General features: G+C 72.2%; 17 protein-coding genes. 10 read left to right on the top strand and 7 right to left on the bottom strand.

The genetic code is table 11. From position 1 onward, the window contains the following. Positions 1 to 23: 23 nt before the first annotated feature. Positions 24 to 497 carry a hypothetical protein gene (locus WMF12_RS14765; RefSeq protein WP_437872148.1) on the top strand — a complete coding sequence of 158 codons (474 nt, stop codon included), beginning with the start codon at positions 24 to 26 and terminating at the stop codon, positions 495 to 497. Between the two features lie 156 nt (positions 498 to 653). Here WMF12_RS14765 and WMF12_RS14760 read toward each other — a convergent pair whose 3' ends face one another. Further along, a complete protein-coding gene (locus WMF12_RS14760) occupies positions 654 to 2870 on the bottom strand; it encodes an MYXO-CTERM sorting domain-containing protein (RefSeq protein WP_437872147.1) in 2217 nt (738 codons plus the stop codon). A gap of 319 nt (positions 2871 to 3189) precedes the next feature. Between WMF12_RS14760 and epmA the strand changes: the two genes are divergently transcribed. From epmA to WMF12_RS14745, 3 genes are all read left to right on the top strand, one after another. After that, positions 3190 to 4470, top strand: coding sequence for an EF-P lysine aminoacylase EpmA (epmA, locus tag WMF12_RS14755; protein WP_437872144.1), 1281 nt, complete (start codon positions 3190 to 3192; stop codon positions 4468 to 4470). Next, positions 4467 to 5018, top strand: a complete 552-nt coding sequence (locus WMF12_RS14750; RefSeq protein WP_437872142.1) for a hypothetical protein — start codon at positions 4467 to 4469, stop codon at positions 5016 to 5018. Before epmA ends, WMF12_RS14750 begins: the two co-directional genes overlap by 4 nt. A 65-nt stretch (positions 5019 to 5083) precedes the next feature. Further along, entirely contained in the window at positions 5084 to 5476 is a 393-nt protein-coding gene (locus WMF12_RS14745) for a DUF423 domain-containing protein (protein ID WP_437872141.1), read from the top strand. 27 nt (positions 5477 to 5503) lie between these two features. On the opposite strand, the gene WMF12_RS14740 is transcribed toward WMF12_RS14745, so the two are convergent. From WMF12_RS14740 to WMF12_RS14725, 4 genes are all read right to left on the bottom strand, one after another. After that, positions 5504 to 8806 carry an efflux RND transporter permease subunit gene (locus WMF12_RS14740; RefSeq protein WP_437872139.1) on the bottom strand — a complete coding sequence of 1101 codons (3303 nt, stop codon included), beginning with the start codon at positions 8804 to 8806 and terminating at the stop codon, positions 5504 to 5506. Position 8807: 1 nt separating this feature from the next. Beyond that, positions 8808 to 10007 carry an efflux RND transporter periplasmic adaptor subunit gene (locus WMF12_RS14735; protein ID WP_437872137.1) on the bottom strand — a complete coding sequence of 400 codons (1200 nt, stop codon included), beginning with the start codon at positions 10005 to 10007 and terminating at the stop codon, positions 8808 to 8810. 339 nt (positions 10008 to 10346) lie between these two features. Then, complete coding sequence (locus tag WMF12_RS14730; RefSeq protein WP_437872135.1) at positions 10347 to 11228, bottom strand: hypothetical protein; 882 nt, start codon at positions 11226 to 11228, stop codon at positions 10347 to 10349. 331 nt (positions 11229 to 11559) lie between these two features. Continuing rightward, positions 11560 to 15999 (bottom strand): DEAD/DEAH box helicase, encoded by a 4440-nt coding sequence (locus WMF12_RS14725; RefSeq protein WP_437872134.1) that lies wholly within the window; start codon positions 15997 to 15999, stop codon positions 11560 to 11562. Positions 16000 to 16265: 266 nt separating this feature from the next. Here WMF12_RS14725 and WMF12_RS14720 point away from each other — a divergent pair, with 266 nt between their 5' ends. Beyond that, complete coding sequence (locus WMF12_RS14720; RefSeq protein ID WP_437872132.1) at positions 16266 to 17507, top strand: hypothetical protein; 1242 nt, start codon at positions 16266 to 16268, stop codon at positions 17505 to 17507. A gap of 272 nt (positions 17508 to 17779) precedes the next feature. On the opposite strand, the gene WMF12_RS14715 is transcribed toward WMF12_RS14720, so the two are convergent. Continuing rightward, entirely contained in the window at positions 17780 to 18364 is a 585-nt protein-coding gene (locus WMF12_RS14715) for a hypothetical protein (protein ID WP_437872130.1), read from the bottom strand. A gap of 97 nt (positions 18365 to 18461) precedes the next feature. Continuing rightward, positions 18462 to 19199 (bottom strand): 2TM domain-containing protein, encoded by a 738-nt coding sequence (locus WMF12_RS14710; protein ID WP_437872129.1) that lies wholly within the window; start codon positions 19197 to 19199, stop codon positions 18462 to 18464. A 75-nt stretch (positions 19200 to 19274) separates the two neighbouring features. On the opposite strand from WMF12_RS14710, the gene WMF12_RS14705 reads away from it, so the two are divergent. The 5 genes from WMF12_RS14705 (at position 19275) to WMF12_RS14685 (ending at position 25169) form a co-directional block, all read left to right on the top strand. After that, positions 19275 to 20471 carry a serine/threonine-protein kinase gene (locus WMF12_RS14705; protein ID WP_437872128.1) on the top strand — a complete coding sequence of 399 codons (1197 nt, stop codon included), beginning with the start codon at positions 19275 to 19277 and terminating at the stop codon, positions 20469 to 20471. 87 nt (positions 20472 to 20558) lie between these two features. Further along, on the top strand, positions 20559 to 21317 hold the full coding sequence (locus WMF12_RS14700) for a CDP-alcohol phosphatidyltransferase family protein (RefSeq protein ID WP_437746294.1): 759 nt from the start codon (positions 20559 to 20561) through the stop codon (positions 21315 to 21317). A gap of 148 nt (positions 21318 to 21465) precedes the next feature. Then, positions 21466 to 21870: a hypothetical protein gene (locus tag WMF12_RS14695; RefSeq protein ID WP_437872126.1), complete on the top strand. Its 405-nt coding sequence runs from the start codon at positions 21466 to 21468 to the stop codon at positions 21868 to 21870. A 132-nt stretch (positions 21871 to 22002) separates the two neighbouring features. Further along, complete coding sequence (locus tag WMF12_RS14690) at positions 22003 to 23400, top strand: hypothetical protein (RefSeq protein WP_437872125.1); 1398 nt, start codon at positions 22003 to 22005, stop codon at positions 23398 to 23400. A gap of 77 nt (positions 23401 to 23477) precedes the next feature. Beyond that, a complete protein-coding gene (locus WMF12_RS14685) occupies positions 23478 to 25169 on the top strand; it encodes a L,D-transpeptidase (protein WP_437872124.1) in 1692 nt (563 codons plus the stop codon). The last annotated feature ends 61 nt before the right edge of the window (positions 25170 to 25230 follow it).

Genomic DNA, 25230 nt, shown 5'->3' with positions numbered 1-25230 from the left:
CTGGTTCTGCTAGACCAGCGCGCGTGAAAGCCCCGAAGACATCGCGCAACGCCTTGCGCCCCGCGCTCCTCCTGGCCGCGCTCGCCGCGGCGATCGTCGCCTCAGCCGCGAGCTGCAGCCGGCAGCAAGAGGGCGAGCCCTGCGAGATCGCGAACGGCAACGATGACTGCGCCGATGGCCTCGAGTGCATGGGCATCGGTCAGCAGCAGCAACAACATCGTTGCTGCAGGCCGAATGCGATCACGCAGGTCTGCGATCCCAACCAGGATCCGACGACGAGCGGCACGAGCAGCGCGAGCGGCACGAGCAGCGCGAGCGGCACGGGCGGCGGCGGTGGCGACGGCGGCAACGGGACGGCCGGGGGCGGCGGTACAGGCGAGGGCGGAAGCGGGGGCGGTACCGGTGGCGCCGGTGGTACGGGCGGAGGCGGTGGCGGCACCGGCGGCGCGGGCGGCACCGGCGGCGCGGGCGGCACCGGCGGCGCGGGCGGGCGCTAGCGCAGCGAGGGCAGCGCCCGCACCCCCGCATCACACCCACGGAAGCGACACGCGCGAGCGCTCCAGGCCTCGCGCTCGCGTGGAGGGCAAGCGGCGCGCGTCGATGCCGCCGCCCGCCGCGTGACGCCAGCGGCATCAGGCCCTCAGGCCGTCACTTCAGCCCAGCGCGCGACGCGCCCGCGCACGCCGCCTGAGCACGGCAGCTCCGGCGAGCGCGACCCCGGCGAGCGCCGTCCACGGCGCGACGGGCGCGCTCGGCTCACCAGCGCGGCAAGCGCACCCCACGACCGTCGCCTCCGGCTCGGGATCCTCGACCGGATCCGTCGGATCCGGCGTCGCGCCGCCCGTGGAGCCGGCGGGCTCCGGCTCGACGGGCTCCGTCGGATCGACCGGCGGCTCCACCCCGAGATCGTCGCTCTCCACCGTCACGGACGAGGACGGACAGTTCTTGTGACCGATCACCAGATAGTACGTCTGCGTGGGATCGAACGGCGGATCGGAGGTCTCGTCGATGACGAGCTCACCGCTCGTCTCGGTGATCCCCTCGACGCTGTAATCGTAGTTCGTGGCCTCCGGCAGCAGCTCGCCCAGCGTGAAGCCGACGTGCCGGCCGGTCCTCACGTAGATGCTCCACTCGACGTCGTTGCCGCGGTCGGGATCGAGCTCCACGGTGAAGCGGACGCCCTTCGCGGCCCGATCCGGCTTGCTCTTGAAGTGGAAGAGGCTCTGCAGGCTGAGCTGCGAGCGGTAATCCGCGCACGACGCCCCCGAGCCGAAGACCAGCGAGTCGATCCCGAACATGTTCGTCGTCTGCGACTTGCCCCCGCTCAGATCGAGCACCTCCTCGCAGTCGTCGAGGCCCCGGCTCTCGATCAGCGCGTCGACGGCGCCGGCGTCCGCCTCCGTGAGCTCGCCGGCGGTCACCAGCTTGTCGGTCGCCCGCTTCAGCGCCTTGGCGAAATCGCCGAACGAGGCGTTGGGGGTCAGCAGCGTCACCGTGCCCCAGACGAGCTTGTCGCCCACCTTGGCCCCGAATTTCTCGCGCAAGGACCACGCGAGGCTGCCGATCAGCTCGCCGTCCTCGTGCACCTCGCCCACCAGATCGCCGGGGCACGTCTTGGTGTCCTTCGCGAGGTCGCGCGCCATGCCGAAGGGCGCCAGCGTCGCCTCGCCGAGCGTGGAGTCGCCGTTCACGGTGCAGGCGAAATAGTCCGCGATGCCCTCATCGATGCTGCCGGCCCAGGGGGAGAGCCCGTATTCGTTGATCGCGAACTGGCCTCCATTGTAGCCGACCGCGTTGGCGGAGACGTAATGGGTGAACTCGTGGAGGAACACGTCGGAGTCGTCCGAGAAATCGAAGAACGAGCCCTGGCCGATGGCGATGAGGTTCGGCGCGCGGAAGGGCTCGCCCACGCCCTCTCCCGAGAAGAACGCGTTGTCCATCGGCCGGCCCGCCTCCAGCATGTTGGCGACCGCGACGAGCTTCCAGCCAGGCGCCCCCATGTCGATCTGGTGGGTCGACACGAAGTAATCGCGCATCCGGGTGAGGTGGTAATAGATGCCGACCTGCGCGAACTGGTCGTGCGCATCCTCCGCGCTCGTGGGCGGATCGTAGAGGAAGTCCTCCCCTGTGTTCGGCTCGACGCTCTGCTCCAGGGTGAGCGGGACGCCGGCGGTGAGGTCGCCATCCACGTAATTCACCACCTTGAAGTTGCCGTTCCAGCCGCTCAAGGTCTGGGGATCCGCCGCGTCGAGGCTGCTGAGCTCGAGATCCTGGACCTCGGGCGTGACCGCCGAGCTGATGGGGTAAACGCGCCCTCGCGCGTGCACGGCCAGCGAGCGCCTGTGGACGAGCTTGCCAGTGTGCGCGTCGACGAGGTAGCGCTCCCCGCCGCGATCCGACCGGACATCGACGACCCAGACGAGCTTGCCGCCCGTCTCCGCCTCGGGAAACACCGCGAGCGCCGCGTTCGGCCGCTCCGCGAGCGTCATTCCGTAGGTCGCCTCGACCGCGCGCTGCGCGGCCTCTTCCCCGTGAGTCGGCGTCGTCGCGACCGACAGGTCCCGCGCCACGTCGAGCACCACGACCTCCGCGCGGTTCTCCCGGGTGAGATCGATCGCCACCGCGGCGCCGAGCACGGGCAGTCCGGCGTGGACCTGCGCAAACCGGACAGTGCGGTGATCGCCATCCACGAGCTCGCTCTGGTAACGCAGCGAGACGCCCTGGAGGCGGAGGTCTGAAGCGGCGTGCTTCAGCGCCGCCTCCGCCGCGCCCCGCGCGCCATCCGTGCCGCGGAAGGACAGCGCCGTTGCTGGCGAGCCCTTCGGTAGCGTGTGCCACTCCGACGCGGCGGCGGGCCCCGCAGAGGCCAAGGCTGCGAGTGCGGTCAACGGAAGCAAGAGCGGCAGTCGTCTCATGGGTTCATCTCTCCGGCTGGATTTCTGCTGGCTTTCTGCAAGCAGCGCTCGCGTGAGGCGCGGCAGGGCCGGACCGACGAGCGCGACCAACGTAACGAGTTGCGTTGGCTCATCAAGGAGAAGCGACGCGACGTCCTCGCGGAAAATCAAGGAGTTGTGGCCGCGATTGCCTCGTTACGTGACCTCCCTGGTCAACCTGCGTGGTATGTCTCCGGCACCTTCAACGCAGGCTGCCGTGGCTCTCTCTGAAACAAACACCTCCATTGGATTCCCGGTGACGTTCGCCCCGAGCGACATCGTCTCCGCCTGTTCCCCGCGCCCCTCCGGTCCCTCCGGTGCGCCGCTGCCCAGCAGGGTTCGCGTCGGCGGCCGCGTGCTCGAGGTCGCGGAGGGCGCGGTCGTCCTCGGCGACGCGTTCGGCGCGCTGCGCGTCGCGCTCGAGGGCGCGCTCGCGCCGCCGCTCGAGGTCGGCGATCTCGCGATCGTCGAGGGCGCGCCGGCGCCGACCGACTGCGCGCTCGCGTCCGCGCGGCTCGTCGAGCGGATCACGCCCCGGAGGCCGCCGCGGGCGCGCGCGGGCGCCGCGGCGCCGCCGTCGAGCGAGACGGAGCGCGCGATCCATCGCGGGCGCGGCGCGGCGCTCGCGCAGCGCGCGGCGGCGCTCGCCGCGGTGCGGGCGCTGTTCGCCGAGCGCGGCTTCCTCGAGGTGGAGACGCCGAGCATGGTCCCCTCCCCCGGGCTCGATCTGCACCTCGACGCGTTCGCGGTGCAGGCGGCGCGCCCGACGTTCCTGATCACGAGCCCGGAGTACCAGATGAAGCGGCTGCTCTCGGGGGGCGTCCCGCGCTGCTTCCAGCTCGCGCGCTGCTTCCGGCGCGGAGAGCTCGGGGACAGGCACAACCCGGAGTTCACGATGCTCGAATGGTACCGCGCCTTCGCCGGCGTGGACGAGGTAATGGCCGACACCGAGGCGATCGTGCAGCGCGTCGCGGGCGCGCTCGGCGCGGATGGCACGATCTCGACGTCCGGCAAGCAGGTACGTTTGGAGCGGCCGTTCCCGCGGATCTCGATCGGCGAGGCGTTCGCGCGCTGGGCGGGCGTGCCCGCGGACGACGCGATCGCGCTCGCGTCGAGCGACGAGGAGCGGTTCTTCCGCCTGCTCGTGGACGCGGTGGAGCCGGCGATCGCCGCGCTGCCCCACCCGGTGTTCCTGGTCGATTTCCCCGCGCCGTTCGCGTCGCTCGCGCGGCTCAAGCCGAGCGATCCGCGGGTCTGCGAGCGGTTCGAGCTGTATGTCGCGGGCGTCGAGCTCTGCAACGGCTTCGGCGAGCTGACCGACCCGGTCGAGCAGCGCGCGCGGCTCCTCGCCGATCAGGCCGCGCGGGCCGCCCAGGGCAAGCCGGTTTATCCGATCGACGAGCGCTTCCTCGACGCGCTCGAGGAGGGGATGCCACCCGCGGCGGGCAACGCGCTCGGGGTCGATCGCCTCGTCGCGCTGTGCCTCGGCGCCGCGTCGATCGGCGACGTCCTCGCGTTCCCTCACGGCTGGCTGTGACCGGCGCGGAGGTCCCCGACGGCGACACGCGCCTCTCACCGGAGGTCCTGTCGCAGCTTGCCCGCAAGTACCTCACGCTCGCGGAGCTCCGGCGCGCGCGGGCGGCCGGGGAGCCGATCCCGGGCAAGGAGGTGTTCCGCGCGCTCGCGGGGGAGTTCCCCGGCGCGCTGAACGAGCTCGACAACCTGCCCTTCGACGAGATCGAGCGGCGCCGCGACGCGCTCTCACGGGCCCTCGCCGGGGGCCCGGAGGAGCGCTGGATGGCCTGGATGCACGGCTATCACGCGCTGATGCGGGCGGCGCTCTACGTGAAGATCCGCGTCGCGCGTCGTGAGGAGCTGTCCGACGTCGCCGCGGCGGCGCTCGCGGAGCGGGCGGCGAGGCACGCCGGCACCCCCGTCGACGTCGCGTTCGTGATCGCGGTCAAGGCGCCGCCGGACGGCCGGCTGAACCGCCTCGTCCTCGGCCGGCTCGCGACGACGTTCGGCGCGTCGATGGCGGAGATCCGGGGGACGATCTTCCCGCGGCGAAGGGCGGCGGGCGGCTGACGCGCGGCGCGCTCGGCCGAGCGCCCCCGTGACGAGCTCCGGCCATCGGCTAAGCTCCGCGCCCGATGGAACGTCTCTTCTTCCTGCTCTCGGGCGTTTACGGGTTCCTCGCGGTGGCGCTCGGCGCCTTCGGCGCCCACGGGCTCAAGGCGACGCTCGACGCGGAGCCGGACGGCGCGCTGCGCCTCTCCTGGTGGCAAACGGGCGCCCAGTACCACCTCGCCCACGCGCTCGCGCTGGCGCTCGCCGCCCACCTCGCCGCGCGCACCGGCGGCGTTGCGGCGACGGTCGCCGGCTTCTGCTTCGCGGGCGGCGTGCTCTTCTTCTCTGGCAGCCTCTACGTGATGACCGTGACCGGCGTCCGCGTCCTCGGCATGGTCACGCCGTTCGGCGGGCTGCTCCTGCTCGCGGGCTGGGGCGCGGTGGCCGTGGCCGCGCTCGGGATGGCGAAGGGCTGAGGCGCCCGGCAGCGGGCGCCGCCGCGCCTACGTCGTCCTGCGCGCGAAGAGCCGGCCGAACCGCGCCGACGCGCGCTCGCGGAGGGATGCCACGCGGGACCGCACCCGCCCCCAGCGCTCGCTGCGCGCGAGATCGTCGAGCAGCGAGTACGAGACCGGCGTGACGATCAGGGTGAGCAGCAGGCTCAGGGACTGGCCACCGATGACCACCACGGCGATGGTCTGGCGCTCCTCGGCCCCGGGCCCCGTGCCCAGCCAGAGCGGGAGCATGCCCGCGACCAGGGCCAGCGTGGTCATCAGGATGGGCCGCAGCCGATCGCGGTTCGCCTGGAGGATCGCCTCCTCGCGCGGCACGCCCTCGCCCCGCAGCTTGTTCATGTGATCGACCTGGAGGATCGAGTTCTTCTTCACCACGCCGAACAGCACGAGGAAGCCGAGCGCAGAGTACAGGTTCAGCGTGTTCCCGGTCGCCCACAGGCTGAGCAGCGCGAACGGCACCGACAGCGGCAGCGAGAGCAGGATCGTCACCGGGTGCACAAGGCTCTCGAACTGCGACGCCAGGATCATGTACATGAGCACGATCGACAGGAGGAACGCCCAGATGAACTCGCCGAACGTGCGCTCGAGCTCCGCGCCGCGGCCGCGCACGCTGGTCGTGTACGCCGCGGGCATGTCCATCTCCCGGGCGGCGCCGCGCAGCGCCTCCAGCCTGTCGGCGAGCGCGTAGCCGGGGGCGACGCCGGCGCGCAGGCTCGACACCCGCTGGCGATCGAGCCGGTCGATGCGCGACGGGCTCCTCGCCTCCTCGATGCGCACCAGGTTGTCGAGGCGCACAAGGTCGCCCCGGAGCAGCGGCGTCCCGGCCGAGGGCGCCGTCGCGCCGCCGGCGCCGCCCGGCGACGGCGCGGCCGACGAGCGCGCCGTCCGGGGCACGTACAGGCGGCGGACGGCCGCCACCCGATCGCGATCCTCCTCGATGAGGCGCAGCTGCACGTCGTAGTTCTCGTTCTCGGCCTCGTCCCGGAAGCGCGAGACCGCCTGATCTCCGCCCACCATCAGGCGCAGCGCGGTCGCGATGTCCTGCGTCCGGACCCCGAGCTGCGCCGCGCGATCGCGCTCGATGAGCACCCGGAGCTCCGGCCGGTCGATCTTCAGCGTCACGTCGGCGTCCACGATGCCGCCGAGCTGCGCGGAGCGGTCGCGGAGCTCGTTCGCGTAACGCTCGAGCTGCTCGATGTCGGGGCCCTGGATCGCGAAGTCGATCTCGAAGTTCCCGCCGCCGATGTTGAACGACGGCACGTTGCGCACCGAGATCCGGAGATCGGAGTACTTGCGCAGCTTGCGCCGCACCTCCTGCATCACGTCCTTCTGCGAGTAGTTGTCCTTGAAGGCGCGCCATGGATGGCCGGAGAACGTCTCCCGGAGCAGCCGTGTCAGGGAGAACGTGCGCTCGTCGTGCGGGGCGATCCGCACGAAGGCCTCGCCCGCGCTGACGCCGCCCACGAAGCCGCCGCCCGCGGTGGCGAGCACGCTCCGCACCCCGCGCACCCCGCGGACGTCGTCGCCGATCTGCCGCATCACGTCGTCCATCGCGCCGATGCTCGCGCTGAGCGGGGCCGTGACGCGGATCTCGAACTGCGCGTCGTCCGCGCCCGAGGGGATGTACTCCTGCTTCACGAGCCCGTAGAGCGGCACGGCCGACGCCATCACCAGCGCGCCCGAGACGGCGACGAGCGCCCGGTGCCGCATCGCGAACGCGAGGGCGCGCGTGTACCTGGCCTCGAGCCTCCCGTAGAAGCCCTCCCGCGTCGCCGCCTCGCCCCCGCCGCCCGGCCCGTGCGCGCGGGCGCCCTCCTCGCGGAGCAGGCGCGCGCTCATCATCGGGGTCAGCGTGAAGCTGACGAGCAGGCTCACGAGGATCGCGACCGTGGCCGTGATCCCGAACTGGAACAGGAACCGCCCCGAGATCGACGACATGAACGAGACGGGGACGAAGATGACGACGAGCGACAGCGTCGTCGCGAGCACGGCGAGCCCGATCTCCTGCGTCGCGGCCCTGGCCGCCTCGAAGGAGTCCATCTTCTTCTCCTCGACGAAGCGGAAGATGTTCTCGAGGACGACGATGGCGTCGTCGATGACGATGCCCACCATCAGCACGAGCGCCAGCATCGTCACGCTGTTCAGCGTGAAGTCGAGCAGCCACATCATGCCGAACGTCGCGACGACCGACGTCGGGATGGCGACGCCCGCGATGATCGTGGACCGCCACGACCGCATGAAGAGCAGGACGACCGCGCACGCGAGGATGCTGCCGAGGACGAGGTGCACGTTGATCTCGTGCAGCGCCGTGTAGATGTAGCCCGACTGATCGCGGATCACCTCGAGCCGCACGTCCTCGGGCATCTGCTCGGAGAGCTTCGCCAGGTTCGCCTTCACGGCCTCGATCACCGCGACGGTGTTGGCGCCCGACTGCCGCACGACGTCGAGGACGACGGTGGGCTTGCCGTCGAGGCGGGCCAGCGAGCGCTGCTCGTAGGTGCCGTCCTCGGCGCGGCCGATGTCGCGCACCCGGACGGGCCGCCCGTCGACGGTGGCGACGACCAGATCGTTGAACGCGCCCGCGTCCTCGATGCGGCCCATCGTGCGCAGCGTCCGCTCCTCCTCCTTCCCCGTGACGTTCCCCGCGGGGATGTTCGCGTTCTGCTGCACGATCGCGTCGCGGACGGCGGTGATCGGCAGGCCGTACGCGGCGAGGCGGTCGGCGTTCAGCCAGATCTTGATGGCGCGCTCCTGCCCCCCCACGACGCGCACCTCACCGACGCCCGACGACCGCTCGAGCTGCACCCGCACGAGCTTGTCGGCCACCTCGGTGAGCTCCCGGATCGAGCGATCGGCCGAGAGGGCGATCGACATGACCGGGGTCGAGTCGTTGTCCTGCTTCGCGATGACGGGCGGCTCGGTGCCCACCGGGAGCCGGCGCAGCGCCGCCTGCACGCGATCGCGGACGTCCTGCGCCGCCGAGTCGATGTCCCGGTCGAGGTTGAAGGTGGCGACGACGACGGAGGTTCCGCTCGTCGAGATCGAGCGGAGCTCGGTGATCCCCTCGACGGTGTTGACCGCCTCCTCGATCTCCTCGGAGATCTCCGACTCGACGTCCTCGGGCGCGCCGCCGGGGAGCGTGGTGCGGACCGAGACCGTCGGCAGGTCCACGGCGGGGAAGCGATCCACGCCCAGCTTGAAGTACGCCACGGCGCCGACCACCACGAGGGCGAGCGTCAGCATGGCGGCGAACACGGGCCGCTGGATGCAGATCCTGGCGAGCGCTTGCACCCTAGCCCCCTTCCACCACGCGCACCGGCTGCCCCTGCTGGAGCGACCCGGGCCGGGAGACCACGGACTCCCCCACCGCGACGCCGGACACGATCTCGACCCGATCCCCCGACGTCTTTCCGGTGGTGACCAGCTTCTCCTTCGCCTTGCCGTCCTCGACCGTGATGACCTTCGCGAGGCCGGCGAACCGGACGACGGCGGTCGCCGGCACGGTCGGCACCGGCCTCGAGCTCACGACGATCTGCGCGCTGACGAGGCTTCCCGGCCGCAGGTGGCCGGGGTTCTTGATGTCGCTCTCCACGAGCAGGGTACGGCTCTGCGGGTCGATCGCGGGCGCGAGGCGCGCGACCGTCCCCGGATAGGTGGCGCTGTCTCCCTGGAGGGTCACGCGCACGGGCTGGCCCGCGCGCACGCTGGCCGCGTCGAGCTCGGGGATGGCCACGCGCAGCCGCAGCGGGTCGATCCGGACGACGTCCACGATCGACGCCCCCGCGGCGAGGTACTGGCCGACGTTCGCTCTCCGCACCTGGACGACGCCATCGAGCGGCGACCGCACCAGGGTGTCGGCGAGCTGCTGCCGCGCCATGCGCAGCTCGGAGCGCCGCTGGCGGACGGCGGCCTCGCGGATGCGCACCTCCTCCCGCGCCGACTGCACGGCGGTCTCCGCGCGGACCGCCGCCGCCTCGGCCGCGTCGAGGTCCATGCCCGACATCAGCCCTTCCCTGGCGAGCCCCCGCGCCCGGACCTGGTTGGCCTGCGCTTCCTTGAACGTCGCGAGGGCCTGCCTCACCACCGCCGTGCCCTCGATATCGAGCTCGCTGTCAGGCCCGTCCGGGGGCAAACCGAGCTGGGCGCGGCTCTGCGCCAGCGCGGCCGTGGCCTGCTCGATGCGCAGCTCGTAGTCCCGCGCCTCCAGCTGAGCGATGACCTGATCTCGCTGGACCGGGCTCGCCAGGTCGACCGAGATCGAGGCGAGGCGCCCGGCCACCTTGGCCCCGAGCGTCACCTGCTCGTCGGCGTCGAGGGTCCCCGAGATGTCGACGGCCTGCTCCATGACGAGCTCCGTCACGGGGGCGAGCGTCACTTCCTTGACGCTGGCCGCAGGCTTCTCCGCCTTTGCGCCGCCGGGCTGGGACGCTCCCTGATTGCACGCGAGGCACTGCAGAGCGGCCGCGAACGCGACCGCCGATGTCCAGAGCACCCTTGGCGGGCCGGAGGCGCGGTGACGGGAGTTTTCGGGCTGGCGAAGCTCGGGAAGGACAGTCCACATGGCGGCGGCCTCAGATGACCAGGAACGCCCCCCCGAGCGCGTGTTCGCCGCAGGATATTGACGGCATCAGGGTTGGAGCGCAACGTGCGCGCGGGCACGCCGCAGCGGTGTCCGCTTCGCGAAAGCGGCTCGGATCGGGCTCTCGACGTGTCGGATCGCTCTGCCGTCCTATCGGATCGGCTCTCGGCGTGTCCGATCGCGCTCCCGGCGTGTCCGATCGCGCTCCTGCGATGTCGGATCGGGCTACCGGCATGTCCGATCGCGCTGCCGTCAGGTCGATTCAGGCTCAGGCGCTGCCGGTGTCGGGCTCGATCCAGTCGTTTCGGGCTCATCCTGCTTCACCGCGCGCCGACGCGCGCGGGCACGCGCGCTCGACGTGCGGAAGAGCGCGAGCACCTTGCGCTCGTCGCGGTAGACATAGCGGCCTGCGGCGCGGATCTCGTCCATGGCCTCGCGCAGCCACCAGAAGGCGCGATTCCGGAGCGCCATCGCGGCGTTGCCGTGGGGATCGACGGCGCGCTCCGCCGCGCCGCTGCTGAGCGCCGCGGCGAGCTCACGGGCGCGCTCCGGGGCGCGCTTCGGAAGATCGGCCCTGGCCAGCGCGTCGCGGTGCTGCTCGAGGAGCTCGGCGAGCTGGTTCAGATCGCTCACCAGATCGGCGACGCCGGCGCCAAGGACGATCCCGTCGACGCGGCGCTCCACGTCCTCGTCCGTCGCGAGGAAGTAACGGAGCGCCGCGATGGCGTCGCGCTTGAGGGCTTCCGCGTCCTTGCGCTGCGCCCGCAGGTCCGAGGAGAGCGGGAGCGTGCGGAACTCGGTCCAGGCGGACTCGGCGGCGGCGAGCAGGTCGCGCCGGGCAGAGATCGAGGTGCCGACCTCCTTCGAGAGCCTGCTCTTCTTGTAGATCTCCTTGCCGAGCTTGCTCAAGGCGACCTCGAGCTCCCGCGCCTCCTGCAACGTATCGGAGACGGGGTGGTCGATCGGCGCCTCATAGGCAGGATCGAGATCGAGCAGCTCCTGCCGCTGGGCGGCCGTGAGCGTCGACTTCTTCTTGCCGCCGCGCTGCGGCTCCGCGGAGGGCTTCTCGCCCTGCATGTCCGCGTCCGAGGCGGCCTCGGTTCGTGACTTCTTCTTCTTCTTTTCGCTGGTCATCGGCGTGAGCGTACGGCAGCTCGCGCCATGCGGTCGAGCGTCAAGGGCGCGTGCTGCCGGCCTGCCGAGGGCGCCGGCTACACCCGGTGCAGCAGAAAACCGCCATGACGCCAAGAGAAGAGGGGAAGATCCCGTCACGGCGTCTTCCGCACCTACTCCGCTCGTTCCTTGGCGCCCTCGGCGTCATGGCGGTTCGCTTCGTCGCCCGACTTCCCGCAGCGATGATGGCTGGTCCGGATAGAGGGGATATCCCTGGCGTCATCGATCGAAAGGTGAACGGAGTCCATCCCAGGCTTCCTTGCTCGAGACGAGAGAGCTGGGGCCGTCGCCCTCACATCGCTGCTCCCGCGGGAGCGGACATCGCCTGTCCCGGCCCGCCCGGCGCGGCCGCGGCCACGGGCAGGAGCGGCACGCCGTCGCGGTAGATGACCACGTTCCCGAGCGCGGCCGGCACCCGCGGCCCCCGCGTGACGATGCCGACCAGGTTCAGCGGGTCGCACGCCGAGAGCTGCACGATCTCGCCGGACAGGGGCTCTCGCCGGACGGCGCGGAGCGCGTCGAGCGCCTCGGGCAGCGCGAAATGCTCGCCCACGAAGCCGGCGACGAGGTGCCCTCCCCGGAGCTGACCCGCCATCTCGAGCCGCCGGTAGACCCGGAGGAGGTCGCGCCACGCGGGCGGCCGCGGCTCGCGCGCGAGCAGCTCGCGACAGACCACGCCGTAGCGGCGGAGGTACTGGTGCGCGAGCGCCTCGACAGCGTCAGGGCCCTCGGCGCCCTCACCAGCAGCGGGCGCGAACGCGTCCGGGCGCGCTCGCAGGAGCGACCACCTGCCCGACGCGACGGGGCCACCCCGGCGCGCCCCGCCGCGCAGGCGGCCCGCGCCCAGCGCGACGGCCGCGCCGCCGCCGAGCAGCGAGCGCAGCGCCGCGAAGCCGTCGCCGGTCACGAGCCCCGCGGCGACGAGCTCCCAGAGCGCCTCCTCGACCTCGTCCCGGGAGCGGCCCGCGCCGCCCACGCCGCCCACGCCGACGGCGAGGTCGTCGAAGAACGACGCGCCCGCGCGCGTCAGGAACGACAGCACGCCCTGCGCCGCCTCGGAGAGCGACGCCGGCGGCGGCGCACCCTCGGCCTCCCGAGGCGCGAGGAGCCACGGGAGATCGCGGCGCAGCGCCAGCGTGATCGGCGCAGCGCGCGTGGGCGCCGCCACGTCGCGCGGGACCACGCGGCCCCACGCCACCTCGCCGGACAGGCAGAGCGCGTCGAGCAACCCCTCGTCGTAGCCAGCCACGCGCGCGGGCAGCACCGCCTGCTCCCACGCGCCGGCGGCGAGCTCGAAGCCCTGCAGCTGCTCGATCACCCGCCCGAGGCCCCCCGGCCCGCGCGCCTGCGTGCCCGGCCGCACGCCCTGCCACGCAAGGAGGAACCGGAGGAGCTCCGCCGCGGTCGCGGGCTCGATCGCCTTGCGCAGGCCGGTGACGGTGCGGCGGTGGATGCGGGCGAGGAGATGGCGGTCGCACCACTCGATCGACAGATCGCCGCCGCCCGCGGCGGCCTGCGCCGGCCGCGGCGGCGCGCTCGGGAGGAAGCGCCCGCGCAGCGCGCCGCCGGCGAGCTCGATCCGCGCGAGCGCGGACTGCGCCTCGTACGCGGGCACGTCGAGCCGCGACGCGAGATCCTCGGTCGAGATCGGCCCCGCGGCGCTCAGGAAGCCGCGGACGAGCGCCGTGATCGCGGCGCCGCGATCGACCGCCCCGGCGGCCCCGCGCACGGCGGGCGGCACCGCGACGTCGGGCGCAAACACCGCCCCCGGCCAGATCACCTCGACCAGCGGCCGCCGCTCGGTCGCCACCCAGCGCGGCGCGCGCGGCGCGCCGGCCCCCGCGCCCGGAGCAGCGCCCACCTCGGCCGCGCGCCCGGCGGCGCAGAGCGCCTCGAAGTGCCTCGCGAGGCCGCTCCGGATCCCCTCCTCCGCGGGGAGCGCGACCCGGTCGAGCAGGAGCTCGTGCAGCTCGTCCGCGTCGCGCACGTCCGGCCGCGCCTCGGCGACCACCTCGGCGACGACCGCCGGATCGAGCCCGCCCAGCCGCTCGGCGACCTCCGCCGGGAGCCCGCGCCGCACCCGGACCGCCCTCGCGCGGCGCTCCTCCAGCGGGGCGTCGTCGAGGAACGCATAGGGGTTCGCGTTCAGGATCTCGTGCGAGAAGACGCTCGGCTCCGGCGTGTCGAGCGCGACGACGCGGATCGCCCCGCTGCGCAGGCCGACGAGCAGCGCGCGCAGCCCCTCGACATCCATCAGCTCGGTCAGGCAGTCGCGCAGCGCCTCGCGGACGAGCGGGTGATCCGGCGGATCGACGTGCGCGAAGAGCCCGTGGTTGTCCTGGCAGCCCTGCTGCTCGGGGAAGATCGAGAGCAGGAGGTCGTCGGCGCGCATGCGCTGGAGCGCCGGCGGCACCCGCCGGCCCCCGCGGAACCGGAGCAGCGCGAGCGCGCGGGACGCGGCCCAGCGGAAGCGCGTGCGGAACATCGGGCCCTGGAGAGCGGCCTGGACGAGCACCTCCTCGAGGCCCTCGGGGCGGACCAGATCGAGCACCTCGTCGATCGGGAGCCCGTGCTCCGCCGACAGCGAGAGCAGCACGCCGTCGTCGGTCGCCGCCGCCTGGAGCTCGAAGTCGAACGAGCGGCAGAAGCGCTTGCGCAGCGCGAGCCCGAGCGCGCGGTTCACGCGGCCGCCGAGCGGCGTGTGCACGACGATCTGCTGCCCACCGGCCTCGTCGAAGAAGCGCTCGACCACCACGGTCGCGCCGCCCGGGACCGCGCCGAGCGCCGCGCGCCCCGCCTCGATGTAGTCGCGCACGAGCAGCGCCCCGCGCGCGTCGAGCGCGCACGCCTCCATGAGCCAGCGCGCCGCCCGGGACCACGCCGCCCGCGCCTCCTCGCCGCCCTGGCCCCGCTCGGCCGCCGGCCGCGGCCCATCGGCCCGCTCCTCGTCGAGGCGCGCCGCGACCTCGGCGCGGAGCGCGGCGACCTCGGCCGAGAGCTCCGGCGTGCGCGCCGGCGCCTCTCCGAGCCAGAACGGCACCGTCGGCGCGGCGCCGTGGGCGTCCTCGACCCACATCTGGCCGCCCTCCAGCCGGAGCACCCGCCAGGAGGTGTTGCCCAGCAGGAAGACGTCGCCCCCGGACGACTCGATCGCGAAATCCTCGTCGAGCGTGCCGACCTTGGTCCCGTCGGGCTGGAGCACCACGTCGACGGCCGCGATGTCGGGGATCGCCCCGCCCGAGGTGAGCGCCGCGAGCCGCGCGCCGCGCCGCCCGCGCAGCCGGCCGCCGATCGCGTCGCGGTAGACGAGCGACCCGGCCCGCTGCCGCGCCCCACGGGCGGCGGACGCGCCGTCGTCCGCCGCGGCGGCGCCGCCCGAGACCATGGCCACCACCGCGTCGAAGTCGCGGCGCGAGAGGCCTTCGTACGGCGCGGCCCGGCGGACGAGCGCGTAGAGCCCCTCCTCGTCCCGCTCCTCGCAGGCGCACGCGGCGATGATCTGCTGCGCGAGCACGTCGAGCGGCCCCTCGCGCGACGCCATCCGATCGAGCTCGCCGCGGCGCGCCGCGCGCACGATCGCCGCGCACTCGACGAGCTGGTCGCGCGTCAGCGGGAAGAGCCGCCCGCGCGGCGTCGCGGCGAGGGCGTGGCCCGAGCGGCCGATGCGCTGGAGGGCGACGTTGATCGACCGCGGCGAGCCGACGAGGCAGGCGAGGTCGACCGCGCCGACGTCGATGCCGAGCTCGAGCGAAGCGGTCGCGACGACGACCCGGAGCTCCCCGGCCTTGAGGCGCCGCTCCGCCGAGAGGCGCCGGGCCCGCGAGAGGCTGCCGTGGTGGGCCGCCACGACGTCCTCGCCGAGCCGCGCGCCGAGCGCGTGCGCGACCCGCTCGACGAGGCGGCGCGTGTTGACGAACACCAGCGTCGACCGCGCTCCCTCGGCGAGCGCCGCGATGCGGTCGTAGATCTCGGTCCACTGCTCGTGCGTACAGACCGCGCCGAGCTCGTCGCGGGGCACCTCGATGGCGAGATCGAGGTCCCGCCGCTGCCCGACATCGACGATCTGGGGCAGCTCGCGCGCGCCGGCGACGAGCCGGGCGGCGACCTCGATGGGGCGGACCGTGGCGCTGAGCCCCACGCGCTGCGGCCGGGCGCCGCCCTGGCCGACCACGAGGTCCTCGAGCCGCTCGAGCGAGAGCGCGAGGTGGGCGCCGCGCTTGTCGCCGGCGATCGCGTGGACCTCGTCGAGGATCACGGTGCGCACCCCGGAGAGCGCGCGCCGCCCCGACGCGCTGGTCAGCAGGATGAACGCGGACTCCGGCGTCGTGACGAGCACGTGCGGCGGCCGGGCCGCCATGGCGCGCCGCTCCTGCGCGGGGCTGTCGCCGGTCCGCACGAGGGCCCGGATGCCCGGCGCGGGCAGGCCCGCGGCCTCCATGGCCGCGGAGATCTCGGCGATCGGCTGCTCGAGGTTGCGGTGGACGTCGTGGGAGAGCGCCTTCAGCGGCGAGATGTAAAGGACGTCCGTGCGGTCCTGGAGCGCGCCACGCGCCGCGTCGCGGACGAGCCGGTCGAGGCAGAAGAGGAAGGCCGCGAGCGTCTTGCCGGCGCCGGTCGGCGCGCTGATCAGCGCGTCGCGGCCGGCCGCGATGACCGGCCAGGCGCGCTCCTGCGCGGGGGCGGGGGCGCCGAAGCGGTCACGAAACCACCGGTCGACGACGGGGTGAAACATCCTATCGAGGGTAGCCCGCCGGGGGGAGAGGCGAAAGCGAGAGGGGCGGCGGCCGGCGCGGGGGAGCGGCGCTGGGCGAAGGCCCGCGGCGACCTGGGCGAGCGCTCGACGAAAGAAATCGACAGATGCCTGTCGGGTTCCTTTCTGACCTTTCGGATGAAGTAGTGAAGCGCGCGGAGTGCGGGGTGAGACGCACCCCGAGACCGCTCATGCTGCCGGAGCGAGGCGCACGGAAGGCCTCTCTCCCACCCGAGAGGAGAACCTCGATGCCTACCCCCACCACCGCCGAAGTGAAGCTCCCCAACATCCAGCCCCAGCGCACCGAAGCCGTGTACCTCGCAGCCGACGAGTCGCTGATGCAGTTCGTTGTCGACTACTACTACCGGCGCTACGACGAGTACTTCGAGCAGGAGGGCACGCTGCCGGAGCTCGGCGTGAGCTATCTGTACTCCATCCCGGAGTCGCCGAGGCTCAACCTGGCGCCGCTTCCGCCCCAGGTCCAGGCCGGCAGGTCCAACACGCTCTGCACGGTGGAGACGATCCGACTCGCCCTCACCTTCCCGGACCGCAAGGTGGAGTTCATCGCCAGGGCCGACATCCTGGCGACGTGCGTTGTGGCCGGTCCGCGGCTGATCATGAAGGTGGACAAGGCCGTGGCCACCACGCAGGGCCAGGTGGATCCTGTCGCGACCCAGGTGCTCGACAAAGTGGTGGTGCCGGCGCTGGTCAAGTGGCTTGAGCGCCTCCTGATCCCCGAGCTGACGCAGGGGCTCGGCGACATCCGGGCGACCTTGATCAGCGCGCAGGTGGAGGACGATCAGATCAACGGGTATGCACGGGTCTTCGGCGGGAACCAGGCCACGGCACCTGGAATGGCGATCCCGCGCACGGACCTCGCGCCGATCGAGGGGGCCGGGCGCGTGCGGCTCGTCGTGCGCGAGGACGCCATCAATGTGGCCTTCGAGGAGCTGGTCAAGGACCCCTCCTGGAAGGAGAAGGAGAAGGCCAGCTACTCGGTCTTCTCGGGCGAAGCCGAGGTGAAGGCGACCGTCTATTCCCCCAACCTCGAGATCTCCGAGGGCAAGGCCACGTGCACGCTCCGCGTCAAGGCGTACGCCAAGGTCTCGGGGAAAGTGGCCGGCATCGGCGAGTCCATCAAGCTGGAAGGAGAGTGCGTGCTCAAGCCCGTCGTGAGGTTAGAGCGCCTGGACGGAGACGCGAAGGTGGCCATCAACCTCGACGTGAAGCGCTCAGACATCGACATCAAGCTCGATGGGAGCTGGGGCCCGCTCGACTTCGCCCGCAAGTCGCTCAACAAGACCATCGACGCCCTGCTGGACGCCGTGCTGGACCAGGTGGCGCGCTTCGCCTCCAACATCCGGCTCGTCGCGTTCGACATGAACAAGCTCGCGAGATCGGCGGGCCTGGAGGTTGCCGTCGGCCTGGACGAGCTGAGCTTCAAGAAAGAGATGCTCTGCGGGCAGTTCACCCTCCGCGAGCGCCCGTGATCTGATTATTGAGGAGACGTGGTGCGCGGAGCACGGCCCAGTCCGTGTCGCTCTCCATGACGAGCGCCTCCATGGCCCGTATGTCCGCATCGTGGTGACGGCAGACGCTCCGCGTGAGGAACAGCTTCGAGCGTGGCGGCGAGCTCTCGTGGTTCGGTGACCACTCTCGCCAGCCGACCTCGGCGCGACGTCTGCCCTCCGGACGCCCTGGCGATGTTCAGCGGGAAAAGCCCGTTTGGTTCATCGCTTTGTTGGGCCGCATCCGTCGACGGTCACGAGAGCACGTCGGCGGCGGTCTTCGCCCCAAGGACTTTATCGATCCAGCGGTCGAGGGTCGCGATGTCCGTGCATGCCTGGACGCGCGCGCTCTCGCTCTCGGTGAGCACGATCCCTGCACGCGCAAGAAGCCGAAGCAGCGTGTCCCTCTTGCCCTCACGCAGGCCCTCGAGCTTGCCCTCACGTAGGCCCGCGAGTTTGACGCGATCCATGAGCTCCCGCACGAACGGAAAAGTCGTCTCGCCTTCGATCTGCCGTTCCATGACCAACGCCTCCAGAGCCCGCCGCATGGGCTCACGCAACCCGCTCCAGATGACTTGAAAATAGACCATGGCGTGCTCCTGATCGAGCCGGCCAAGGGCAACGAGCGCCGCCCGGACCACGGTGAGCCCGTTCGGCCCGTTGCCGTGCGCCACCGCCGAAAGCACCGCCAGCTCGGTGTCCTTCTCCGCGTCGGCTGGGTCGGTGATCTCGGGTACGACGGCCGGACCGAGCACCAGCGGCTCGACGTTGCCGAGGCCCAGGCCGAGGTCGATGTTCTCCGCCGCCCAGTCGGCCACGCCGGCGTCCGGTGCGATCACGAGGACGACCGTGCCGCACCGCTTCCTGGCACGCACGACCGTGACGTACGTCGGCCTGCCCCGCGAAGGTTACCGCCACACCAGCCGTGCGGCGCCGTCAGCGCCCGCCGCGGCCTCGCCGGGCCGCGCGATCCGCCTCTTCCTCGCCGAGCTCCTCCGACTCGGCCTCGTCCGCGTCGAGCGGCGCGATCCGCCGCCTGCGCGGCGCGTCTTCGACCGGCGCCGGCGCCGGCGGCGGCGCGCTCCCGCGGATCTCCTGCGCGATCCGCGAGAGCACCGTCGCGACCCCCTCCTCGACGGCGTGCCCGAAGTCCTCCGCGCTCTGCTCGAGGCGCTGCTTGCGCTCGAGGCGCTCGATCCGGCGCTGCTCCTTCAGCCGCCGGTGCTGCTCCTTCCGCGCCTGCGCGGCGCTGCGCTCGAGCTCCCGGCGGATCTGCCGCGGGGACACGTCGCTGGAGAGCGCGCCGAGCGCGTGGAAGGCGAGCCCCAGGCCCCACCCGAGCAGCGGCCAGAAGAACCACCACGGCCCGTCCGTGAGCGCGTTCACCGCGAAGAGGAACGCGTTCACGAGGAGGAACGAGAACAGGTGCGAGCGGAACCCCTTGCGCCGGCGCGCGAGGATGGCCTCGCGCGCCGCCTCCTCGCCCCGGACATGCTCGATGTCGCGCGACGCGGCCTCGATCGCGCCCCGGGAGATGCCGATCTCCTCGGCCGCCGCGACCAGCTCGTCATGGCTCACGTCGCGCGTCTGCGCGTCCCGGAGGGCGCGCTCCAGGATGGCCCGCACCTCGGCCTCGGTGTACTGCCGCCCGCTCGGCTTGCCCGGTTTCACCATCGCTCTCCTCGCGACCGCGCGGAGCATACGCTTGACCGCGTGCGGCCGCGCCGCTTCCATGAAGGCAAGGATCCCATGAGCAGCGAAACCGCCTCACAACGCGTGGGGACCACGATCCGCAACAAGTGGACGCTGGAGCGGCTGCTCGGCGCCGGCGGCATGGCCGCCGTCTACGTCGGCGTCCACCGGATCGGCCGCCGGGACGCGCTCAAGATCCTGCACCCGCAGGCCGCGAAATCGAAGGAGATCTGCGACCGGTTCGAGCGCGAGGCCCAGGCCGCGAACCGCTTCCGCCACCCGGGCGCCGTCGAGATCCGCGACATCGACGTCGCCGAGGACGGGGCGCCTTTCCTGGTGATGGAGCTCCTCGAGGGCGAGTCGCTCGCCGAGCGCGAGCGCCGCCTCGGCGGCCTCCCGCTGGCCGAGGTGCTCCGCTTCACCGCGCAGGTGCTCGACACGCTCGCCGCGGCGCACGCGCAGGGGATCATCCACCGCGACATCAAGCCGCCCAACCTGTACGTCGTCGGCGACGGCGCAGCGGACACGCCCGCGCACGGCGGCGTCCCGCGCATCAAGGTCCTCGATTTCGGGCTCGCGCGGATCCGCCAGGACTCCAGCCTCCAGGGGGAGCTCACGCGGATGGGCCTGGTGCTCGGCACGACGCCCTACATGCCGCCGGAGCAGGCGAAGGGCCGCGACATCGACACCCGCGCCGACCTCTTCGCGGTCGGCGCCACCATGTTCCGGCTGATCGCCGGCCGCCATGTCCACGAGGCGAGCACCGACTTCGACCTCCTGCTGAAGATGGGCAGGGAGCCGGCGCCGCCGCTCGCGCAGCGCGCGCCGCACGCGCCGCGCGACGTGTGCCTCGTCGTCGATCGCGCGCTCGCCTTCGACCGCGACCAGCGCTACCCCGACGCGCGCCAGATGCTGGAGGACGTGCGCGCCCTCCTGCGCAGCGAGCCGCCGCCGCGCGCGTCGCGGTTCGCGCACGCGCTCGCTCCGGACGCGATCACGCTGCGAGAGCAGCCGTCGCCCCGGGGCGCCACGGACGAGAGCGGGCCCGCCACGATCCCGGTGCACCCCGCGAGCGTCTCGACCTCCATCGATGTCATCGCCGTCGACTGGAGCGACGAGCCGCCCGTGAGCGGCGGCTCCATCACCAAGGAGTGGGTGCGCCCCGAGGCCGCGAAGGAGGACTCGATCGCCGTCGACTGGAGCGACGAGCCGCTGGACGCAGGCGCGCCCGCCTCGCGCCCGGCGCGGCGCTGACCGGGCGGCGGGCGGTCCGCCTGCCGGGGCGAAAGCGCCGCTGCCGCCCGAGCAAGACGGGAGCCGCTCGGCTAGGATGCGCCGGCCATGCTCGGCGAAGCGAAGCGGATCTACCTGGCCACGCGGAAGAAGCACGATCAGCTCTTCAACACCTACCTGATGCGCCCGCTCGCCGGCGGCGTGGTCGCGCTCCTCGCGCGGACCGCGATCACGCCGAACCAGGTGACGCTGCTCAACCTCGCCGTGTTCGTCGTCGCGGCGGCGCTGCTCGTCGCGCTGCCCACGGCGGCGGGGGGCCTCGTCGCCATCGCCGTGCTCGAGCTGAGTTACCTGCTCGACTGCGCCGACGGGATGCTGGCGCGCCACAAGCAGCTCGCGTCGAAGGAGGGCCACCTCTTCGACTTCTTCACGGACGAGCTCAAGGCGGTGCTCCTCTCGGGCGCGCTCTCGATGCGCCTCTTCAGCGCCGGCGGCCTCGGGCTGGACGGCGGCCGCTGGCCCGGCGGAGATCCGCGCTTCCTGCTCGCCGGCGTCGTCGGGGTCGCGGTGATCGCCTCGGCGATCTCGCTGACGAACTTCGTCCGCCGCCCGGAGATCAGCGGCAAGGAGACCTCGGTCTCCGCCTATTACGAGACCGCCACGGAGGAGCGGCCCCGGTCGCCCGCCGCCCGGGCGGCGGCGCTCGTGATGACGTTCCTGCGCTTCCTGAACCACTACCCGAGCCACATCTGGGCGTTCGCGCTCGCGGACCGGCTCGACGTGTTCTTCTGGATGTATGTGCTGATCAACCTCCTCTACCTGGCGAAGGGCTGGCTCGGGCTGCTGCTCAGGTTCGGACGGTCGTAGCCCCTCTTCGTCCCCCACCGTAGGGCCATGTCCTAGGGCGAGTGCGTCGAGACGACCACCCTGCGTTCATGTGTGCGATGACCGAACAGCATGATCCGCCCCGACGGACTGGTGGAGATCCTGGGCCCGGTTGCGGTATGAACGCGCGATGGAGATCCAAGATCTGTCCGACTTCCTGCGCGCCGATCCTCGCTTCGCCACCCGTCGCAAATGGCTGATCCTGAGCGAGTTCGTGTACACGTCCACGGGTGAGAAGGTGGAAGAAGGCTTCCGCTACTTCACCTGCCCGATCGGAGCGCTCACCGCCGCCCTGGAGAGGCGGGACTTCGCCGCCATCGCGAAGCTCCCCTTCGCCCTGGACGGGGATGGCGACCCGGACACCTCCGCGGTGCGCCTGGATCTCGCCTACACCGCGTCCGGCGCGCTCGCCGCCTTCCAGCCCGTGGAGTTTCGCGACCACGCGCCCACGCCCCTGTCGGCGCCCGTGATCCTCGAGCGTGCCGAGGCCCAGGCGCTCCGCGACGTCGTGCGAGAACTCGACCAGTCCGCCTAGTACTACAGCAGAGGTTCGAAGGCAGCACCCTCGGCACGCACGCAGCCGGGTGCTGCTCCGCTGCGCGCGCCGCGCGGCCATGCTGGCAGCCGCTCCTTGCAAGCTCCCCGGAGGCTCGGTTAAAGCGCCTCGATGCGGAGATCCCTTCCCTGGCTGGCTTGCTTCATCCTCGGCCTCGGGCCCGTCGGCTGCGGCACAGAGGGCGATGACATGACCCCGGCCACACCGTCGGAGTACAAGCACCCTTTGCCGGAAGGCGAGAGCATCTGTGGGCGAGCCGACTTCGAGGAGATGTTCCCTTTCTCCCTTCGATCCTCGACCCTCCCCGTGCTCGTGCACCATTACAAGGCGGAAGAGCGCGACACCGCGCGCCAGGTCCTCGCGTTCATCGAGGAGGGCTGGGACTATCATGTGCGCCGGATCGGCATGCGCCCGCCCATCGGCGATGGCGGAGAGTGCGGGCCGGACGACGCATTCGATGTGTTCGTGTGGAGAGGCCACCGCAGCTGCCTCGTCGACGTCCTCGGAGGCGAGCCGTCGACCTCATGGGACGACCGGCGCCCGTACATGATCGTCGATCCGTGGGGGCCTTACGGCGGCTCCGCTCTCGAGGAGACCGTGGTGCACGAGATGGCGCACGCCTCGCAGGCCGCGGACGACTGGAGCGAGAGCCCCGTCGTCTTCGAGATGTCGGCGACGTTCCTCGACCAGGTCCGCGCGGATCGCTATACGAGCGACGGCCTGGCCGATTTCCAGAGGCACCCGGAATGGGCGATCGACCACAACGACCATTACGAGACATGGTCCATGTACGGCGCCTCCATGGTGCTGCTCTACCTCAAAGATCGGTTCTTCGACGGCGATCCGCGGTTCGTCTCGCGCATGTGGCTCGGGGCGCGCGACGCCCCCGCCACAGGCGACGGCGCGCAGCCCAACGAGCCTGACTTCGTCGATGCGCTCGATGCGATGCTCCGAGAGGCGGCGGGCATGAGCTATGTCGAGGCCGTCCCCGAGCTCGCGCGCTGGCGCTGGTACACCGGCGATCACATCGACGATCGCCATTTCCGGCACTTCGCGGGCGGCCTTCAGAACCTCGCGGCGGCGAAGCTCTCGCTGGCAGCCCAGGTCGAGGCCAGGCCGGGCAGGATCGACGTCCGCGAGCGCGCGCCGATGTTGCTCGGCACCAGCTATATCGAGCTCTCGGCAGGAGCCGACACGCCACGATCGCTCCGGGTGTCGCTCGAGGCGCCCGACGACGCGAGGCGCCGCTTCGTCGTCCAGGCCGTCCCCGGTCTGACGCCTGACTCGGACGGCGAGATCCTGGACCTCTCGTCCGGCTCCGCGGAGCTGAAGCTCGCGGCGGACGGGAAACGAACGCTCGTGGTGACCGCGCTGCCCACCGGGGCCTACGATCCCGACGCGAGAGGTGAAGAGCGGTATCCGTTCACCCTGATCGTGCGCGACGGCGCGGCCGCCGTCGCCGACGTCGAGGCGCGTCGAGGGCGGCTCTCGGCGCCTGATCCGAGGTGAGGCGGCGAGAGCCCACCTCCAGCCGACTGCCGAAAACTGGCCCTCCTCCCCCTCCTGTGCACTACGGTCGGCGCGCCATGGACACGCCGCCTCGAACGCGCGCCGCAGCCACGCTCGCGGCGAGCCACCATGCGCTCGCGCTCCTCGCGCTCGCCGCGTCCCTCTCGGCCTGCGGGCGCTCCGGGAGCGCCGCCGACGCGCCCATCGAGCTCCCCGGCGCCGCAGGAAGCCAGAAGGCCCAGGGCGCCTCCGCCGCCGCCCTCGCTTCCCCCGCGGCCGTCGCCTCCCCCGCCCCGGCCGAGGATGAGCCGCCGCCCGGCCTGCCCGAGGGCCCGCCCATCGTCTCGCTCGGCGGCGTCGCCACCCCGCCGGCGCCGATCCCCGAGGGCCGCCCGCGGCTCGCCAGCACCTCGATGCTCACCCGCGTCCTTGCGCGGCCCAGCACCGACGCGAAGCCCGTCGGCTTCCTGCGCGCCGGCGCGGTCGTGGAGATGGATCCCGAGCCCGCCGGCACGTCCGGCTGCCCCGGGGGCTTCCGCAAGGTCAAGCCGTTCGGCTACGTGTGCGTCGGCCCCGACGCGACGCTCGACCTCGACGACGAGATCGTCCGCGCCGCGGCCCGCCGCCCCGACGTCACCCACAAGCTCCCGTACATGTACGGGACCGTCACGCGCGGCGGCCCCGCCTACGCGCGCATCCCGACCGAGGACGATCTTGCGCGCTTCGAGCCGAGCCTCAAGAAGCACCTCGATCGCTGGGCCAAGGACGAGGAGAGCGGCGCCACCTACGGCCTCGACGTCTGGCTCAAATGGAGCGCCGAGCCCGCCCCGCCCGCGCTCGACGCGCTCGCGCAGCGCATCACCGATCGCGAGATCCCCTGGTACCTGCGCGAAGGCCGGCGCGCCCCCAACCTCTCCGGCCTCATCAAGACCGATGACGCCGTGAAGATCGACGAGGTCTCGCGGCGCAACGGGATGGCCTTCCTCGAGTCGTTCCTCCACGAGGGCCGGCGCTACAACGTCACCACCGATCTGCGCGTCGTCCCGGCCGACAGGTTCCGCCCCATCCGCGGCTCCGAGTTCCACGGCGTCGAGATCGGCAAGGACGTCGACTTCCCGTTCGCGCTCGTGCGCCGCGCCGGGGGCAAGCGATGGCGCGTCGAGGGCAAGAAGCTCGTCGACGGCGGAGAGCTCGAGTGGCGCTCCGCCGTGCCCCTCACCGGCAAACAGCAGTTCTTCGGCGGCAAGCTGCACTACGAGACGAAGGACGGCGACTGGGTCGACGACCGCCACGCCGGCCGAATCGACCCTGCCAAGAAGATGCCTGCCTGGGGCAAGAACGGCGAGAAGTGGCTCGACGTCAACATCACGAAGCAGGTGCTCGTCGCCTACGAGGGCACGAAGCCCGTCTATGCGACGCTGATCTCGAGCGGCGAGGCGGGGCTCGATGACCACGAGTCCAGCACCGCGACCAAGCGCGGGATCTTCCGTATCCACACGAAGTTCGTCACGAGCACCATGGACTCGGACACCGTCGGTGAGGAGTTCGAGCTGCGCGACGTGCCTTACGTGCAGTACTTCGAGGAGGGGTATGCGCTGCACGGCGCGTACTGGCACGACAAGTTCGGCCGGCCCAAGAGCCACGGCTGCATCAACCTGTCTCCAGAGGACGCCCGCCGCCTGTTCTTCTGGACCGAGCCGGCCGTCCCGCCGGGATGGCACGGCGCAGCGCGCTCGCTGACCGGCACCGTGGTGTTCGTCCACCCCTGAGCCGCGCGGCGCCACGGCCGCCAAGCGCCCGGCAGCCCCTCGGCTCAGGCAGGGCAAGGGC

The sequence above is a fragment of the Sorangium sp. So ce363 genome (assembly GCF_051520435.1).
Classification (GTDB): Bacteria; Myxococcota_A; Polyangia; order Polyangiales; family Polyangiaceae; genus Sorangium; species Sorangium cellulosum_B.
This window is presented reverse-complemented; position numbering and strand designations above follow the sequence as displayed.